This is a genomic window from Ensifer sp. NPDC090286, assembly GCF_044769565.1.
Taxonomy (GTDB): domain Bacteria; phylum Pseudomonadota; class Alphaproteobacteria; order Rhizobiales; family Rhizobiaceae; genus Ensifer.
The window spans coordinates 258,289-273,380 of record NZ_JBIVYF010000005.1; the positions used below are offsets into that span (position 1 = coordinate 258,289).

13 protein-coding genes and 1 riboswitch are annotated in these 15,092 nt (G+C 63.8%); of the genes, 9 read left to right on the forward strand and 4 right to left on the reverse strand.

The features are described 5' to 3' along the window. Window positions 1–45: 45 nt before the first annotated feature. The 3 genes from ACIQUG_RS25445 to ACIQUG_RS25455 all read right to left on the reverse strand — a co-directional run bounded on the left by ACIQUG_RS25445 (window position 46) and on the right by ACIQUG_RS25455 (window position 3,815). Window positions 46–837 (reverse strand): acyl-CoA thioesterase, encoded by a 792-nt coding sequence (locus ACIQUG_RS25445; RefSeq protein WP_402324902.1) that lies wholly within the window; start codon window positions 835–837, stop codon window positions 46–48. Further along, complete coding sequence (gene metE / locus ACIQUG_RS25450; RefSeq protein ID WP_402324903.1) at window positions 834–3,185, reverse strand: 5-methyltetrahydropteroyltriglutamate--homocysteine S-methyltransferase; 2,352 nt, start codon at window positions 3,183–3,185, stop codon at window positions 834–836. The genes ACIQUG_RS25445 and metE overlap by 4 nt, the downstream gene beginning before the upstream one ends. 100 nt (window positions 3,186–3,285) lie before the next feature. Next, window positions 3,286–3,506, reverse strand: a riboswitch (cobalamin riboswitch). Window positions 3,507–3,524: 18 nt separating this feature from the next. Continuing rightward, window positions 3,525–3,815, reverse strand: a complete 291-nt coding sequence (locus tag ACIQUG_RS25455; protein WP_402324904.1) for a hypothetical protein — start codon at window positions 3,813–3,815, stop codon at window positions 3,525–3,527. Window positions 3,816–3,967: 152 nt separating this feature from the next. Here ACIQUG_RS25455 and ACIQUG_RS25460 point away from each other — a divergent pair, with 152 nt between their 5' ends. From ACIQUG_RS25460 to ACIQUG_RS25485, 6 genes are all read left to right on the forward strand, one after another. Next, the gene (locus ACIQUG_RS25460; protein ID WP_402324905.1) at window positions 3,968–4,897 is read left to right on the forward strand and encodes a LysR substrate-binding domain-containing protein; all 930 of its coding nucleotides are present in this window, start codon (window positions 3,968–3,970) and stop codon (window positions 4,895–4,897) included. 221 nt (window positions 4,898–5,118) lie between these two features. Beyond that, window positions 5,119–5,961 carry a metallophosphoesterase family protein gene (locus ACIQUG_RS25465; RefSeq protein ID WP_402324907.1) on the forward strand — a complete coding sequence of 281 codons (843 nt, stop codon included), beginning with the start codon at window positions 5,119–5,121 and terminating at the stop codon, window positions 5,959–5,961. After that, window positions 5,958–7,124: an ABC transporter ATP-binding protein gene (locus ACIQUG_RS25470; RefSeq protein ID WP_402324908.1), complete on the forward strand. Its 1,167-nt coding sequence runs from the start codon at window positions 5,958–5,960 to the stop codon at window positions 7,122–7,124. The genes ACIQUG_RS25465 and ACIQUG_RS25470 overlap by 4 nt, the downstream gene beginning before the upstream one ends. Beyond that, window positions 7,117–8,037, forward strand: coding sequence for a carbohydrate ABC transporter permease (locus ACIQUG_RS25475; protein WP_402324909.1), 921 nt, complete (start codon window positions 7,117–7,119; stop codon window positions 8,035–8,037). The genes ACIQUG_RS25470 and ACIQUG_RS25475 overlap by 8 nt, the downstream gene beginning before the upstream one ends. Beyond that, window positions 8,034–8,870, forward strand: coding sequence for a carbohydrate ABC transporter permease (locus tag ACIQUG_RS25480; RefSeq protein ID WP_402324910.1), 837 nt, complete (start codon window positions 8,034–8,036; stop codon window positions 8,868–8,870). Before ACIQUG_RS25475 ends, ACIQUG_RS25480 begins: the two co-directional genes overlap by 4 nt. A 23-nt stretch (window positions 8,871–8,893) precedes the next feature. Then, the gene (locus tag ACIQUG_RS25485) at window positions 8,894–10,159 is read left to right on the forward strand and encodes an ABC transporter substrate-binding protein (protein WP_402324911.1); all 1,266 of its coding nucleotides are present in this window, start codon (window positions 8,894–8,896) and stop codon (window positions 10,157–10,159) included. 64 nt (window positions 10,160–10,223) lie between these two features. On the opposite strand, the gene ACIQUG_RS25490 is transcribed toward ACIQUG_RS25485, so the two are convergent. Then, a complete protein-coding gene (locus tag ACIQUG_RS25490; protein WP_402324912.1) occupies window positions 10,224–11,210 on the reverse strand; it encodes a substrate-binding domain-containing protein in 987 nt (328 codons plus the stop codon). A 232-nt stretch (window positions 11,211–11,442) separates the two neighbouring features. Here ACIQUG_RS25490 and ACIQUG_RS25495 point away from each other — a divergent pair, with 232 nt between their 5' ends. From ACIQUG_RS25495 to ACIQUG_RS25505, 3 genes are read left to right on the forward strand one after another with little or no spacing between them, the layout of a single operon-like run. Continuing rightward, window positions 11,443–12,471: a substrate-binding domain-containing protein gene (locus tag ACIQUG_RS25495; RefSeq protein ID WP_402324913.1), complete on the forward strand. Its 1,029-nt coding sequence runs from the start codon at window positions 11,443–11,445 to the stop codon at window positions 12,469–12,471. 59 nt (window positions 12,472–12,530) lie between these two features. Then, window positions 12,531–14,072 (forward strand): sugar ABC transporter ATP-binding protein, encoded by a 1,542-nt coding sequence (locus tag ACIQUG_RS25500; protein WP_402324914.1) that lies wholly within the window; start codon window positions 12,531–12,533, stop codon window positions 14,070–14,072. 28 nt (window positions 14,073–14,100) lie between these two features. Next, window positions 14,101–15,090, forward strand: a complete 990-nt coding sequence (locus ACIQUG_RS25505) for an ABC transporter permease (protein ID WP_402324915.1) — start codon at window positions 14,101–14,103, stop codon at window positions 15,088–15,090. Window positions 15,091–15,092: the final 2 nt, after the last annotated feature.

Sequence of the window (15,092 nt, forward strand, 5' to 3'; positions counted from 1 at the left end):
AATCCTGTGGACCGAGGGCGCCATTGAGCGGCGCCCCCGGCTTGCTCAGGCGGCGAAGGCCGCAACCGGGCGGTTGCGGCTGTCGACGGCCACCATCACGAAAGTCCCGGTGACGGTCAGCAGGCGCCCGCCGCTGAGCAGTTCTTCCGACCAGAGCTCGACCTCTATCGTTGTGGAACTGCGTCCGGTCCGGGTGACGCGCGCCAGCGTGTCGACGATCGTTCCGGCGGCGACACGCCGCTTGAAATCGCTCCTGCAGGAGGCGAGCACCATCGCTTTGCCGGTCAGCCGGGTCGCGGCGACGAAGGCCGCCTTCGTCATCTGGGCGAGTGCATCGCCGCCAAAGAGCGCGCCGGCGCTGTTGGTCTGGCCCGGAAAAACGATGTCGGTCATGCCGACGAAATCGGCGGCGGGAGCAGCCGGCGCGGGCTCGGCGAGCGGCGGAAGGTGCCAGTCGGCACCTTTGTCCCGCGGCATCCCAACCATGGTGAACTGTCCGCGTGAGCAAAGATCGCGGCCGCCGGTCGCAAGGTCTTCGGCCACCATCTCGACGTCGACGACCATCGAGCGCCGCCCGACGCGCACCGGGCGGCCAGAGAAACTGACGATCTGGCCGATGCGGGCGGGTGCGCGAAAGTCGATCCGGTCGCAGGAGGCGGTGACGAAGGGAACGCGGCCGTGGCGGGTGGCGACGATGAAGGCGATCCGGTCCATCAGCGCCAATGCGGCACCCCCAAAGAGGGTGCCGTGATGATTGGTGTCGCCGGGAAAGACGATATCGACGAGGGTCTGTGGCACCGGGGTTTCCCCCGACGCCGCTTCCGTGTGGTCCGTCATGCGCGAAGCGCCTTGCGGGGATCATCCGCGAAGGCCTGGCGCAGGGCACGCGCCGCCGCCACCATGTTGACAAGCGCCGGCCGGGTTTCCTCCCAGCGCCGGGTCTTCAGCCCGCAATCCGGGTTGACCCAGATCTGCGCCGGCGTCAGCCCCTCGGTCGCGCGCTCGATGAGGTGCACCATTTCATCCACCGCCGGCACCCGCGGTGAATGGATGTCGTAGACGCCCGGGCCGATCTCGTTCGGATAGGCACTTCCGGTGAAGGCGCCAAGCAGTTCCATCTTCGACCGGGAGGTCTCGATGGATATGACGTCGGCGTCCATCGCCGCGATCGCCGCCATGATGTCGTTGAACTCGGAGTAGCACATGTGGGTGTGGATCTGGGTGGCGTCGCCGACGCCGGCGGCGCTGAGGCGGAAGCACTCCACCGCCCAGTCGAGATAGGCCTTGCGGTCGGCGGCCTTGAGCGGCAGGCCCTCGCGCAGCGCCGGCTCGTCGATCTGGATGACGGCGATGCCCGATGCCTCTAGGTCCCTGACTTCGTCGCCAAGCGCCAGCGCGATCTGCCGGCACACGACCGACCGCGGCAGGTCGTCGCGCACGAAGGACCATTGCAGCATGGTGACCGGACCCGTCAGCATGCCCTTGACCGGGCGATCGGTCAGTGACTGCGCAAAGGCCGCCCATTCGACCGTCATCGGGTTCGGCCGGGAAACGTCGCCGAAGATGATCGGCGGGCGCACGTAGCGCGAACCGTAGCTCTGTACCCAGCCGCCTTGGGTGAAGGCGTAGCCGGAAAGCTGCTCGGCGAAATACTGCACCATGTCGTTGCGCTCGAACTCGCCGTGAACCAGCACGTCGATGCCGATTTCCTCCTGCCAGCGCACGGCCTGCTCGGTCTCTTGGCGCAGATAGGCGGTGTAGTCGACATAGCTGAGCTCGCCTTTGGCATGCAGCGATCGGGCCTGGCGGACTTCTGCCGTCTGCGGGAAGGAGCCGATCGTCGTCGTCGGGAAGAGCGGCAGCGACAATCTTTCCGCCTGAAGCGCACGACGGGCGGGGAAGGGCGATTGGCGTTGGCTGTCGGCGGCGGTCAATGCCTTCAACCGGCCGGCGACCAGCGGATCATGGATCCTGAGCGACGTCAGCCGCGCCTTGGCCGCTTCGCTCGAGGCCGCAAAGACCCTTTCCGGATTGGCAAGCCCCGGCTCGAAGGCACGGGCGAGAAGGCTTAATTCATCGAGCTTCTGGACGGCGAAAGCGAGCCACGAGGCAAGCTCCAGGTCGAGCGCCTGTTCCATGTCGAGGTCGACGGGCACATGCAGGAGCGAGCACGAGGGCGCAAGCTCGATCCGGTCGCGGCCATGGGCAGAGACCAGCGGCTGCAAGCGGCGGAACAGGCCGGCAAGATCCGTCCTCCAGACGTTGCGGCCGTCGATGACGCCGAGCGACAGTACCCGGTTAGCCGGAGCGGATTGGAGGAGGACCTCGATCTGCTGCGGCGCGCGCACGAGATCGACATGCAGGCCCGCGACCGGCAGCGCCAGGGCGCTCACCATATTGTCGCCGATCGCGCCGAAATAGGTCGCAAGCATGATCCGGAGTCCGGGAACTTTCGCCCGGAACGTATGATAGGCAAGGTCCAGGGCCTGCCTTTCCCGGTCGGTGAGATCGAGCACCAGGCAAGGTTCGTCGATCTGAACCCAGTCGGCGCCGGCATTGGCAAGTTCGGTTAGCAGCTCGACGTAAACGGGAAGCAAGCGTTCGATCAGGTCGAGGGGATCGAAATCTCCGCCCTTCGCCTTGCCGAGCTTGAGGAACGTCACCGGGCCAAGCAGGACCGGGCGGGTTCGATAGCCGAGGGCCTCGGCCTCGAGAAAGGCTTCGAGCGGCCGGTTATGCGTCAGCGCAAAGCGTTGATCCGCTGCGAATTCGGGCACCATGTAATGGTAGTTGGTGTCGAACCACTTGGTCATCTCGAGTGCGGCGTTGCCGCCGTCACCCGCATGCGTGCAACCGGAAGCGCAGGGCGAACCGGTCGAGCCGCGCGCCATGGCAAAGTAAGTGTCGAGATCGACCGGCCCGCCCTTCCAGCCATAGGTAGCCGGGACCGCACCGACGAGCACGGCAGTATCGAGCACGTGGTCGTAGAACGAGAAATCGTTCGAAGGGAGGATATCGATGCCGCGCGCCTTTTGCGCCGCCCAGTTTTCGGCCCGAAGCCGGCGGCCGACGTCGAAAAGCTCGTCACGGCTGATCTTGCCGGACCAGTAGCGTTCAAGCGCAAATTTCAGTTCGCGGTGTCGGCCGATGCGCGGGAAGCCGAGATTGGCAGTCTTGATGGTCATTTCCTTACCCCGAAGGTTGAAGGGCAAGGCTTGAATGCGACGCATCCGCGACGCGAGAAGAATCCCGCGTCGTCAACGCGCCTCATCGGACACCCCGCCCGTGGACGTTGTTCATCGCGGCAGGTCTCCTGGCTTGCGGGTCAACGCGGACCGTTCCGTCTTCCCGAGGCGTCTTCCTCAGTGACATCATCGAACGGCCGCTCTCCGCCTACAGTTGCGGGGGCAGCTTCGGCCTGGGCGCTTGTCGGCGCCGCACCGAATTCCCTCTTAGCTCCGTCCCGCCGGATGGCGAGGCGCAGAACCACGATGTCGGGACAATGCCCTGCAATCGCTCGGTCGTCAATCGCATAAAGAAATGCTTATGTCTTTATTCTCTCCAACCAGGGCGCGAGGCGAGACGCGGGCAATGCGCGGTCCTTCGCTGCAAACTGTTTTCGCGGCGGGTTGCACCGGCACGGGATCGGGCTCCTCCGGCCAGTGCCACGGATCCGCTGTGTCGCCGACGCGCGCACGGATATGTTCCTGGTCCCGCGTCAGGCCGATATCCCGGAGCTGGAACTCGTTGAACGTGTCGATGGCGACCGGAGCACTGAGGGTCCTGTCGGCCCAATTCAGGGCATGGTAAATCATTGATCGCACTGCGCTAAGCATTGCTATCCTCACTTCTCTGGAAGGCGTGTGTTCGCGAAAAAAGTGAGGTTTTTTGCTGTTTCGCGCAAAGCGATTTCTCGCATGCTGGCATAAAGAATGCTTATCTCAGCGTCATGAGCAAGATTCCCCCTATGAGTGCTGTGCGCGCCTTCGAGGCCGCCGCCAGGCACCTGAGTTTCACCCGCGCCGCCGAAGAACTCGGCATGACGCAGGCGGCCGTCAGCTATCAGATCCGGTTGTTGGAGGACCGCATCGGCGCGCCGCTCTTTGTCCGCCTTCCGCGCGAGGTGCGATTGACCGGCGCCGGACGGCAACTGGCGCCAAAGGTAACCGAAGCGATCGATCTTTTGGGGGCGGCCTTCTCGGAGATTGCCGACAAGACCGAACACCACCTGCACATCTCGGTGCTGCCGACCGTCGTTTCGAGCTGGCTCGGCCAACGGCTCGCCAGCTTCCAGACCGCGCATCCGAACATCAGCATCAGGGTGCACATGTCGACCGAGCTGGTCGATTTCAAGCGTGACGCTATCGATCTCGCGGTGCGCAGCGGCGCCGGCGACTGGCCGGGAAACGATGTCTTTCCCTTGTTTCCGCTCGATTACGTGCCGGTCTGTACGCCGTCCTTCCTGGAGAAACATCAACTCAAGGAGCCCGCCGACGTCTTGAGGATCCGGCGTTTCGGCAACGCCACCTGGTGGCGGCGCTGGATGATTGAAACCGGCGTCGAGCCGCCGGCGAGCAACGGTACCGAGCTGATCTTCGACGTCCAGGCGATGGATGTCGCCACCATTCTGGCGGATCACGGCATGGCCATTGCCGTCTCGACCTTCCTAATGGATGAACTGAAGAGCGGCCGGCTGATCCGGCCGTTCGAGCATGTGGTGCGCGACGGCCGCGCCTATTGGCTGGTCTATCCGCAAAGCACCAGGCGGCAGAAGAAGATCCAGGCCTTTCGCGACTGGGTCGTCGCCGAAGCAGACGCGTCGAATGCGATGCTTGCGACCGTCATGGAGCAGTCCTGTCCGGCATCAATTCGGGGCGAACTCGGCGCAAAGTGGTGAGCTTGGGGAAATAAGACGCAGACGCATCCGGTGCGCGCGTGCCGGTTCGCGCCGGCCGGGCTTCTGAAAATGACGCTTTCATGGAGAAACTGAAAATCAGCTGAGAACGGCTGTTACCAAACTGACATGGCGGCTCCCTAAAGACTGCGGCTAACCGCAGAGAAGGGAAGAGACAGCCCTCCGACGCGGATACCGCAAGCCATCGTCGGAGGCCCGTTTCCATGAAAATCGTCCAGATCAGCGACACCCATCTCAGCCCCGCCAAAAGCCATTTCAACGGCAATTGGGAACCGGTTCGCGCCTGGATCGAGGCGGCGGCGCCCGATCTCGTCATCCACACGGGCGACGTCACTATCGATGGTGCCGACCACGAAGACGATATCTCCTTCTCGCTCGATCTGATTGGCCAGCTCTCGATGCCGGTCGTGATCGTTCCCGGCAATCACGATGTCGGCCATCTGCCGGGCTCGCACCAGCCTGTGGATCCCGTCCGGCTTGCCCGCTGGCGCCGGCTCGCCGGCCCGGACTATTGGGGCCGCGACCACGGGGACTGGCGGCTGCTCGGCCTCAACAGCCTGCTGATCGGCTTCGAGGACGAGGAAGAGGACAGGCAATTTGCCTGGCTGGAGGAACAACTGCTTGGTCGCGACGGCCGCCGGGTGGCGGTCTTCGCCCACAAGCCGCTCTTCGTCGACGCCCCGGCCGAAGGCGACACCGGCTACTGGGGCATCCGTCCGCGCCAGCGCCTGCGTCTCTTTGATCTTTTCGCAGAAGCCGAGGTGGCGTTGCATGCCAGCGGTCACCTGCACTGGGCCTGGACCGGCGAACATGCCGGGACCTCGCTCGTCTGGGCGCCGCCGACCTCCTTCATCATCGACACGCTGGAACGGCCGATGCCGGGCGAGCGGCTGGTCGGTGCCGTCGTGCACGAACTCACTGATGCCGGCGTGACCAGCGAAATCGTCGCTGTGCCGGGTCTGACGAGCCACGTGCTCGACCCGATCGTCGAGGACGTCTATCCGCTCGCCGCCAAGAAGAAGCCCCAAGTGGAGGCAGCGCAATGAGCGTGCTTTCGCTGGATGGCATCACCAAGTCCTATGGCGGCAACGCCATCCTGAAGGGCGTCAGTCTGGAGGCGGAAGCCGGCGAGTTCATTGCGCTCGTCGGCCCTTCCGGCTGCGGCAAGAGTACGCTTCTGCGCATCGTCGCCGGCCTTGATCACGGCGATGCCGGCGAGATCGTGATCGGCGGTCGTAGCGTTGTCCGCATGGCGGCGGCCGACCGCAACGTGGCGATGGTGTTCCAGTCCTACGCGCTCTATCCGCACCTGACGGCAGGTCAAAACATTGCCGTACCGCTCGCCATGCGGCGCCTGACGGCGATGCAGCGCCTGCCCATGATTGGCAGTCTTCTGCCTGGCCAGAAGCAGATCCGCAGCGATATTCAGCGCCAGGTCAAGGAGATGGCCGGAGCGCTGAAGATCGATCATCTGCTCGACCGCAAGCCCGGGCAGATGTCCGGCGGTCAGCGCCAGCGCGTGGCGCTCGCCCGCGCCATGGTGCGCCGTCCGGCCGTGTTCCTGATGGACGAGCCGCTCTCCAATCTCGACGCCAATCTGCGCGTCCATGCCCGCGGCGAGATCGTCGACCTGCACCGCCGCGCCGGCGTGCCGACACTCTATGTCACCCACGACCAGTCCGAAGCGCTGTCTATGGCCGACCGCGTCGCCGTCATGATCGGCGGCAATCTCTTGCAGCTGGCGAGCCCGAAGGAGATCTACGACAACCCCTCCCATATCGAGGTTGCGCGCTTCCTCGGCCAGCCGAAGATCAACGTGCTCGAAACCCGCACGGATACCGCAAGCATCGTGCGCTTCGGCGATCTCGTGCTTCTGGCAAGCCGCGGGCAGGCACCGGATGCGCCGGTGAAGCTCGCGATACGCCCGGAATTCGTGCGCTTTCATGCGGCCGGTGCCGGCCGGCTGACTGCGCGGGTCGAGCGCATGGAGTTTCTCGGCTCCGAGGTGATCGTCCACGCCCGCCTCGATGCGATCGGCGAGGTGGTCGCCGCCAAGTCAGCACCCGCCGAAGCCGCGGCACTCGCGATCGGTCAGCCCGTCGATGTCGCGTTCATGCCGGAACGGGCGATGCTGTTCGACGGCGAGGGCACCCGGGTGGCAGCCGAGCAGATCGCTATCGCCGCGACGCTGGAGAAGGTCCATGGCTAGTGTCGCGACCTTCGAAACGGCGATTGCTGCGCCCCACCCCGATCGCCGCGAAGCCCGCATCGCCTGGTTGCTGGCGCTGCCGGCCATCACGCTGCTCTCCCTCTTCATCCTGCTGCCGACCGCTGCCGTGATCGTGCTCGGCTTCACCGATTTCGAACTCGGCTACGGCAGCTTCCGTTTCGTCGGTTTCGAGAACTATGCCGAACTCTTCGGCGACCGCACCTTCCGTCGCTCGCTCTGGAACACCGCCGTCTACACCGCGATCGTCACGCCGGTATCGATCGTGCTTTCGCTGGCGATCGCCATGTTGATCGAGGCGGAAACCAAGGGCCGGGCCTTTTTCCGGACCGTCTATTTCCTGCCGGTCGCCTCGTTGCTCGTTGCCATGGCGACGGTCTGGCAATTCCTGTTCCACCCGAGCATCGGCCCGATCAACACCTTCCTCGCCGTTTTCGGCATTGCCGGGCCCAACTGGCTCGGCGCCTCCAGCACGGTGCTCTATGGCCTGTCGATCATCGGCATCTGGCAATCGGTCGGCTTCAACATGGTGCTGTTCCTCGCCGGCCTCACCGCCATCCCGCGGGAACTCTACGCCGCAGCCGAAGTCGACGGCGCGAAATCCTGGTTTGATCGTTTTCGGCTCGTGACCTGGCCGATGCTCGGGCCGACGACGCTGTTCGTCACCACCATCAGCATCATCAATTCGGTGAAGGTGTTCGAGACGGTGAAAACGCTGACCGAAGGCGGCCCGAACAAGGCGTCGGAGGTACTGCTCTTCACCATCTACCAGGAAGGCTTCGTCTATCTGCGCGTCGGCTATGCCTCGGCGATGACCGTGGTCTTCCTCGCCATCCTCGTCGTCCTGATGTTTCTGCAGTACCGCGTGCTTGACCGGAAGGTGCACTACGCATGACCAGCAACGCCTTCTCCGTCGCCCGCATCGCCCGTCTGACGGTGCTGTCGCTCGGCGCTCTTATCTTCCTAGCGCCCTACATCTTCATGGTCTCGACCGCAGGCAAGGCGCAGAGCGAGATCTTCTCCTCGTCGCTGTCGCTGATCCCTGAGCAGTGGTCCTACATCGAGAACTTCTCGAAGGCGCTGTCGCGCGTCTCGATGTCGACGCTGCTCTTCAACGGCGTGATCGTCTGCGCGCTGATCTTCGTCATCCAGATCGTCGTCGCCATACCTTGCGCCTATGCCATGGCGAAGCTGAAGTTCCGGGCCGCCCGCACGATGATGGTTCTGGTCATGCTCGGCCTCCTGGTGCCGATCCACGCGACGGCGCTGCCGATCTACGTGGCCTTCGACAGGCTCTCGGTGTTGAACAGCTACACCGCACTTGTGGCGCCGTTCTCGATCTCGGTGTTCGCGATCTTCCTGTTCCTGCAGTTCTTCCGGGCCATGCCCGACGATCTGGTCCATGCGGCGCGCCTCGACGGCATGTCGGAGGCGGGCATCGTTGCGCGGGTCATCGTGCCGAATGCCTGGCCGGCGATCACGGCTTTCGCGATCTTCTCGGTCGTCGCCCACTGGAACGATCTCTTCTGGCCGCTGATCGTCGTCACCAACCAGGATTATGCGACCCCGCCGCTCGGTCTTCTCTACTTCCGCGCCGCGGAAGCCGGCGACGACTACGGCGCGCTGATGGCCGCGACCCTCATCATCACCCTTCCCCTCGTTTCTGCATTTCTGCTGGCGCAGAAGCGCTTTGTCGAGGGCATCACCATGACCGGTCTCAAAGGCTGAACGGTCCAACCAGGAGCGCAACCATGACACATCTGAGACAGCTTTTTACCGCGGCTGCCGCATCGCTGATGCTCGCTGCCCCCGCCTTTGCCGAGACCCAGTTGACGGTGCATTATCCGATGCCCGGCTTCTTCAAGGACGTGATGGACACGATCTCGAAGAAATTCATGGAAGAAAACCCCGATATCAAGATCACCTTCGCCAATCCTTCGGCGACCTATGAGGAAGGCATTCAGACGATCATGCGTCAGGCCGGAACGGCCGAGATGCCCGATCTCACCTTCATCGGTCTCAACCGCCTGCGCATGGTCAACGAGCGCGACATCCCCGTCGACCTCGGCCCGTTCATTGCCAAGGACGGCAACATGGCCGAGCAGGGCTTTTCCGAAAACATCCTGAAGCTCGCCCAGGTCGCCGGCAAGCAGGTGGGCCTTGCCTTCGCCACCTCCAATCCGATCATGTATTACAATGCCGATCTCGTGCGCAAAGCCGGCGGCGATCCGGAAAACCCGCCGAAGACCTGGGACGAGGTTATCGCGCTCGGGGGCAAGATCAAGGCGCTCGGCGACGGCAACGAGGGCATCGATTTCCGCTGGCAGGGCGACGACTGGATGTTCTCCGCCCTGCTTTTCGGCGCCGGCGGCGAGATGCTGAGTGCGGACGAAAGCAAGGTTGCCTTCAATGGCCCCGAAGGTGAGAAGGCGGTCGAGGCGCTCGACCGCATGGTCAAGGAAGGCGGCCTGCCGGTTCTGACCAAGCAGGCGGGCGAACAGGCCTTCGTCGCCGGCAAGGTCGGCTTCGCCTTTCAGACGACGGGTGCGCTGCGCAACACCATCAAGAATGTCGGCGACAAGTTCGACCTGCGCACGGCCCACATTCCGCTGATTGATCCGGTCAACGGCAAGCTCCCGACCGGCGGCAATGCCGTCGTCATCCTGACCCGCGACGCCGACAAGCAGGAAGCGGCCTGGAAGTTTGCAAAATTCGCCGCCGGTCCCTATGGCGCCTCGGTCGTCGTGCCCGGCACCGGCTACGTTCCGAACAACGAGCTTGCGGCCAAGTCGCCCGACTATCTCGCCAACTTCTACAAGGAGAACCCGCTGTTTCGTGCCGGCCTCGAGCAGATGCCGCTGATGCGCCCCTGGTATGCCTTCCCGGGCAGCAACGGCGTGAAGGTGACACAGACTATCGTCGAGAACCTGTCGCGCATCGTTGAGCAGCAGGCGACCCCGAAGGAAGCGCTCGACGAGGCTGCAGCCGAAGTCGAAAGCCTGCTGCCGCGCAGCTGATCCTGTAGCCGAATCGATAGACGCCGCCCCGAAGGAAATTTCGGGGCGGTGTTTTCGTGTTTGCTCAGGCGAGGTGGCGAACCGTCCCGCCCGGATAAAGGCGGCAGTCGAGATTGAGATGGCGGCAGCCCGACGCATTTTCGGCGATGTCGAGCAGCAGGGCGGCCGCCGCAAGCCCCATATCGCCGTCGGGCATGGAGATCGTCGTCAGCGTAGGCGTCATCAGCCGGCCAAGCGCGATGCCGTCGAAGCCGGCGACGGAGACATCGTCCGGCACGGCAAGGCCTTCACGCCGAAGCGCCGCGATCACGCCGAGCGCCAGAAGATCGTTGGAAGCGATGATCGCCGTTGGGCGGTGCTGTGCGACAACGGTCGCGAGGTCGAGGTTCTCATAGCCGTCGACGAAGGGGATCTCCACCGCCGCCATCGGCTCGACACCGGCCCCCTGCATGGCGGCGGAATAGCCGTCGTAGCGCAAGCGCGCGCGGTCGGACGAACGGAAGTGGCCGGAGACGACGAGAATACGGCGATGGCCACGGTCGAGCATGTGGCGGGTGAGGTCGAAACCGGCCCGGTAATTGTCGACGGTAACGGCGGCGGCGAAGCGGGCAACCGGACGGTTGTTGAGAAGCACCGTCGGCGGCAGCGCCGCCGAAAGTGCTTCGCTGGTCTTGGCATCGCAGAGCGTCAGGATCAGTCCGGTCGGCCGCTGTTCCAGCAGCGAGCGCACGGCGCGTGCCTCGAGTGCGGGATCGTAGTTTGACTGGGCAATCAGCACGCCATGGTTTGCGGCCTGCAATCGATGCTGGATGCCGCCGAGCGATGCCGCGAAGACCGGATTGGTGACGCTTGGCACCAGTACGCCGACGACCGGCTGGCTGCGGTTGGTTGCACGGCCCGTGGCCGGCGGCTGCCGGTAGCCGAGTTCGGCCGCGGCCCGGCGCACGCGGCGCACCATCTCGTCACTGACCGGGCCTTCGCCCTTCAGCACCCGCGAGACGGTCGCCAGCGAGCAGCCGGCATGAAAGGCGATCTGTTGCAGGGTAACCATGTGCGCGCTCTAAAGGGTCTCCGTGACAGCTGATTGAAGGACCAGATCCGAGGTTTTCCACGGCGCGTATGAATTATTATTCATGCCTTGAATTATATTGACAGAAGCTGAGTCCCCGGCTTAAATCGCAATCGTCGGAAGTCGAGGAGGAGTTCCGGCAACTCATACATTCAGTGGTCGCGAGCAGCGATCCTATCGGTTTTGGGAGGGGCTTCGGCCTCGAGGAGGATACGTGCGCAATTTTTTCAGCACGACCGCTCTGGCGGTCATTGCAGCTTCATTCTTTGCAGGCTCGGCTAGCGCCGAAACGGCGAACCCGTTCCGCTGCCAGCCCGGCGAAAAATACGTCATGAACGTCATGGTTTCCGGCGTCGAATACTGGTTCCCGGTCTATGAAATGTTCAAGCAGGCCGGCCAGCAGTTCGGCTGCGAGACCGAATATACCGGCACGCCGGAATATGACGTCAACAAGCAGATCGCCACTTTCGACCAGGCGCTTGCCCAGAACCCGGCCGGCATTCTGGTGCATCCGATGAACTCCGATCCGTTCATCGAGCCGATCAACCGGGCGATCGATCAGGGCACGGCGGTCGTGACCTTCGCTGCGGATTCGCCACTGTCGAAGCGCGTCTCCTTCATCACCTCGGACAACACTCGCGAAGGCATCTACGCGGCTGACGCGATTGCCGAGAAGATGGGCGGCAAAGGCGAGTATGCCGTTCTTGAAAACCCCGGCCAGGACAACCACGACAAGCGCATCACCGCCTTCGTCAACCGCATGGGCGAGAAGTGGCCGGACATGAAGCTCGTCGGTCGCGCCGCCTCGAACCAGGATCCGAACAAGGCCTATCAGGGCCTGATGAGCCTTATCCAGGCCAATCCGAACCTCGGCGCCGTGTTCATGCCGGAAGCCAACTCCGCGATCGGTGCGGCTCAGGCCAGCAAGGAAAGCGGCGGCAAGGTGCTCGTCATGTGCGCCGACGTCAACGCCAACATCCTCGACATGATCAAGGCCGGCGAAGTCTTCGGCTCGATCAACCCGAACCAGGGCATGCAGGGCTACATGGGCTTCATGCTCCTGTGGATGGCCAAGCACCCGGAACTGATCGACCCGATGAACGATGCCAAGCGTTCCGGTTTCAACCCGATGAGCATTCCCTTCGTCGACAACGGCCTCTCGATCGTTACCGCCGAAAATGCCGACGACTTCTACTGGGACAAGTACCTGAAGCGTCGTGGCACCAAGGGCATCGACGAGTAAGATCGTGAATTGGCTGCCCGGGTGTTTCCGGGCAGCCAGGACTGCGGGTGGAGGACAGCATGACAGCACAACCGGTTCTGGAGGTCCGGCGCGTCACCAAGCATTTCGGTGCGGTGAAGGCGCTGACGGAGGTGGATTTTCGCCTCGAGCGGGGAGAGATTCACGCGCTCTGCGGCGAAAACGGCGCGGGCAAATCGACGCTGATGAACATCATTGCCGGTGTGCTGCAACCGAATGAAGGCGAGATCCTCGTCGACGGATCGGTCGTCAGAATTGGTTCGCCGGCGATCGCCCAGACACTCGGCATCGGCCTCGTCCACCAGGAAATCGCCCTCTGCCCGGATGCGACGGTGGCGGAAAACATGTTCATGGCGGCCACCAACCGCCGCCGTTCGCCGCTGATGAATTACGGCGCGCTCGAACGCGAAGCCCAGGTCGTGATGAACCGGCTGGCGCCGATCGACGTCCGCCGCAAGGTCGCCGACCTCGCCATTTCCAGCCAGCAGCTCGTCGAGATCGCCAAGGCGCTGACGCTCGATTGCCGCGTGCTGATCCTGGACGAGCCGACCGCGGCGCTGACGGAAGCCGAAGCGCAGGCGCTGTTCGCCATCATCCGCGACCTGAAAGCCGCGGGCATATCGATCATCTATATCAGCCACCGCATGGCCGAAATTTTCTCGCTTTGCGACCGCGTCACCGTGTTTCGCGATGGCCGCCATGTGGTCACCGAGAAGATCGCCGACGTGACGGCCGACGACGTGGTGCGCCGCATGGTCGGGCGCGAGATCAGCCAGCTCTATCCGCAAAAGCAGGCGCCGGAGGCGCGCTCGGACGAGACCATTCTTTCGGTCCGCGCCTTGAGCGACGGCGACCGCATCGACACCGTTTCCTTCGACCTGAAGCGCGGCGAGATCCTCGGCATCGGCGGCCTGATCGGCTCCGGCCGAACCGAGATCGCCGAAGCGATCTGCGGCCTCAGGGCCAAGTCGAAGGGTGAGATTACGCTGCGCGGAAAGCCGCAGCGCATCGGCAATTACCGCGATGCGGTCGATGCCGGCATCGTCTACCTCTCGGAAGATCGCAAGGGCTCCGGCGTCTTCGTCGATCTGTCGATCGCCCAGAACATTTCCGTGCTTGACCTGAAGACGCTGACCGGGCCGCTCGGATTGCTGAATTCCAGGGCCGAGGCTGATCTCGCCCGCGATTTCGTGCGCCGGCTCGGCGTGCGCATGGGCGGCATCGATATGCCCGTCTCGTCGCTGTCGGGCGGCAACCAGCAGAAGGTGGCGATCGCCAAACAGCTCGCCGTTCGCCCGCAAGTGATCCTGATGGACGAGCCGACGCGCGGTATCGACGTAGGCGCCAAATCTGAAATCCATCGGCTGCTGCGAGAGCTCGCCGAAACCGGCATCGGCATCGTGGTGATCTCGTCGGAATTGCCGGAGCTGCTCGGACTTTGCGACCGGGTGCTGGTGGTGCGCGAGGGCGCGATCGCCGGCGAGCTTGATGATACGGACATGAGCGAGGAGGCGGTGATCCGTCTGGCCTCGGGGGTGACGCAGACGGCCGAGGCCGGCCGGATGGTGGATCATGTCGCCTGAAAGAACTGACAGAGCCGGGGAGGCGGAAATGGCTGTTGATACGATGGTTGCAACGCAAGCACAGGCGCCGGCCTGGAAACGCATCGGTACGATGCGCGAGGCGGGGCTGATCGCCATCATCCTGGCGCTCGGCATCATCATGAGCTTCGCCTCGCCGCACTTCCTCACCTTCGGCAACATGCGCGCCATGCTGATGAGCTTCTCGGTCGAAGGCATCGTTGTCGTCGGCATGACGATCCTGCTCATCGTTGGCGGCATCGACCTTGCGGTCGGTTCGGTGGTCTGCTTCGCCATGGTGCTGGCCGGTTCGCTGTTCCTCGCCGGTGTCGATCCCTGGACAGCCTCGCTGGTCGGTATCCTCGCCAGCAGCATGATCGGCATGATCATGGGCTTCTTCGTCACCGTCGTCGGGCTCAATCATTTCATCACGTCGCTGGCGGCAATGGTGATCGTGCGTGGCCTCTGCCTCGTGATTACCAAGGGCACGCCGCTGTCGCTGTTCACGTTGCCGGCGTCGTTCAAGGCGGTGGGGCAGGGCACCTTCCACGGTGTTCCCTATGTCATCCTGATCTTCGTCGCCGTCGTCGTGCTCTTTGACTTCCTGCTGCGCCGGGCGACCGCCTTCCGCAAGGTGTTCTATACCGGCAGCAACGAGAAGGCGGCGCTCTATTCGGGCATCAAGACCAAGCAGGTGAAGTTCTGGGTGACGGTGCTGTGCTCGACGCTCGCAGGTGTCGCCGGCGTCATCTACATGTCGCGCTTCGGGGCGGCGACCCCCACCTTCGGCGTCGGCATGGAGCTCAACATCATCGCTGCGGCCGTCATCGGCGGCGCCTCGCTCAACGGCGGCTCCGGCACCATCCTCGGCGCAATCCTCGGCATGGCCCTGCTCTCGGTCGTCACCAGCTCGTTGATCCTGCTCGACGTCTCCGTCTATTGGCAGGACATGATCAAAGGCTGCATTCTCTTGGCTGCCGTTTCCATCGACCACTTGCTGCACAAGCGGAAGGCAGCCTGACC

Coding starts and splice junctions, on each gene's coding strand:
- ACIQUG_RS25490 (WP_402324912.1), bottom strand. CDS start 11,210: ATGGTTACCCTGCAACAGATCGCCTTTCATGCCGGCTGCTCGCTGGCG.
- ACIQUG_RS25455 (WP_402324904.1), bottom strand. CDS start 3,815: ATGATTTACCATGCCCTGAATTGGGCCGACAGGACCCTCAGTGCTCCG.
- ACIQUG_RS25480 (WP_402324910.1), top strand. CDS start 8,034: ATGACCAGCAACGCCTTCTCCGTCGCCCGCATCGCCCGTCTGACGGTG.
- metE (WP_402324903.1), bottom strand. CDS start 3,185: ATGACCATCAAGACTGCCAATCTCGGCTTCCCGCGCATCGGCCGACAC.
- ACIQUG_RS25505 (WP_402324915.1), top strand. CDS start 14,101: ATGGCTGTTGATACGATGGTTGCAACGCAAGCACAGGCGCCGGCCTGG.
- ACIQUG_RS25470 (WP_402324908.1), top strand. CDS start 5,958: ATGAGCGTGCTTTCGCTGGATGGCATCACCAAGTCCTATGGCGGCAAC.
- ACIQUG_RS25460 (WP_402324905.1), top strand. CDS start 3,968: ATGAGTGCTGTGCGCGCCTTCGAGGCCGCCGCCAGGCACCTGAGTTTC.
- ACIQUG_RS25500 (WP_402324914.1), top strand. CDS start 12,531: ATGACAGCACAACCGGTTCTGGAGGTCCGGCGCGTCACCAAGCATTTC.
- ACIQUG_RS25465 (WP_402324907.1), top strand. CDS start 5,119: ATGAAAATCGTCCAGATCAGCGACACCCATCTCAGCCCCGCCAAAAGC.
- ACIQUG_RS25445 (WP_402324902.1), bottom strand. CDS start 837: ATGACGGACCACACGGAAGCGGCGTCGGGGGAAACCCCGGTGCCACAG.
- ACIQUG_RS25475 (WP_402324909.1), top strand. CDS start 7,117: ATGGCTAGTGTCGCGACCTTCGAAACGGCGATTGCTGCGCCCCACCCC.
- ACIQUG_RS25485 (WP_402324911.1), top strand. CDS start 8,894: ATGACACATCTGAGACAGCTTTTTACCGCGGCTGCCGCATCGCTGATG.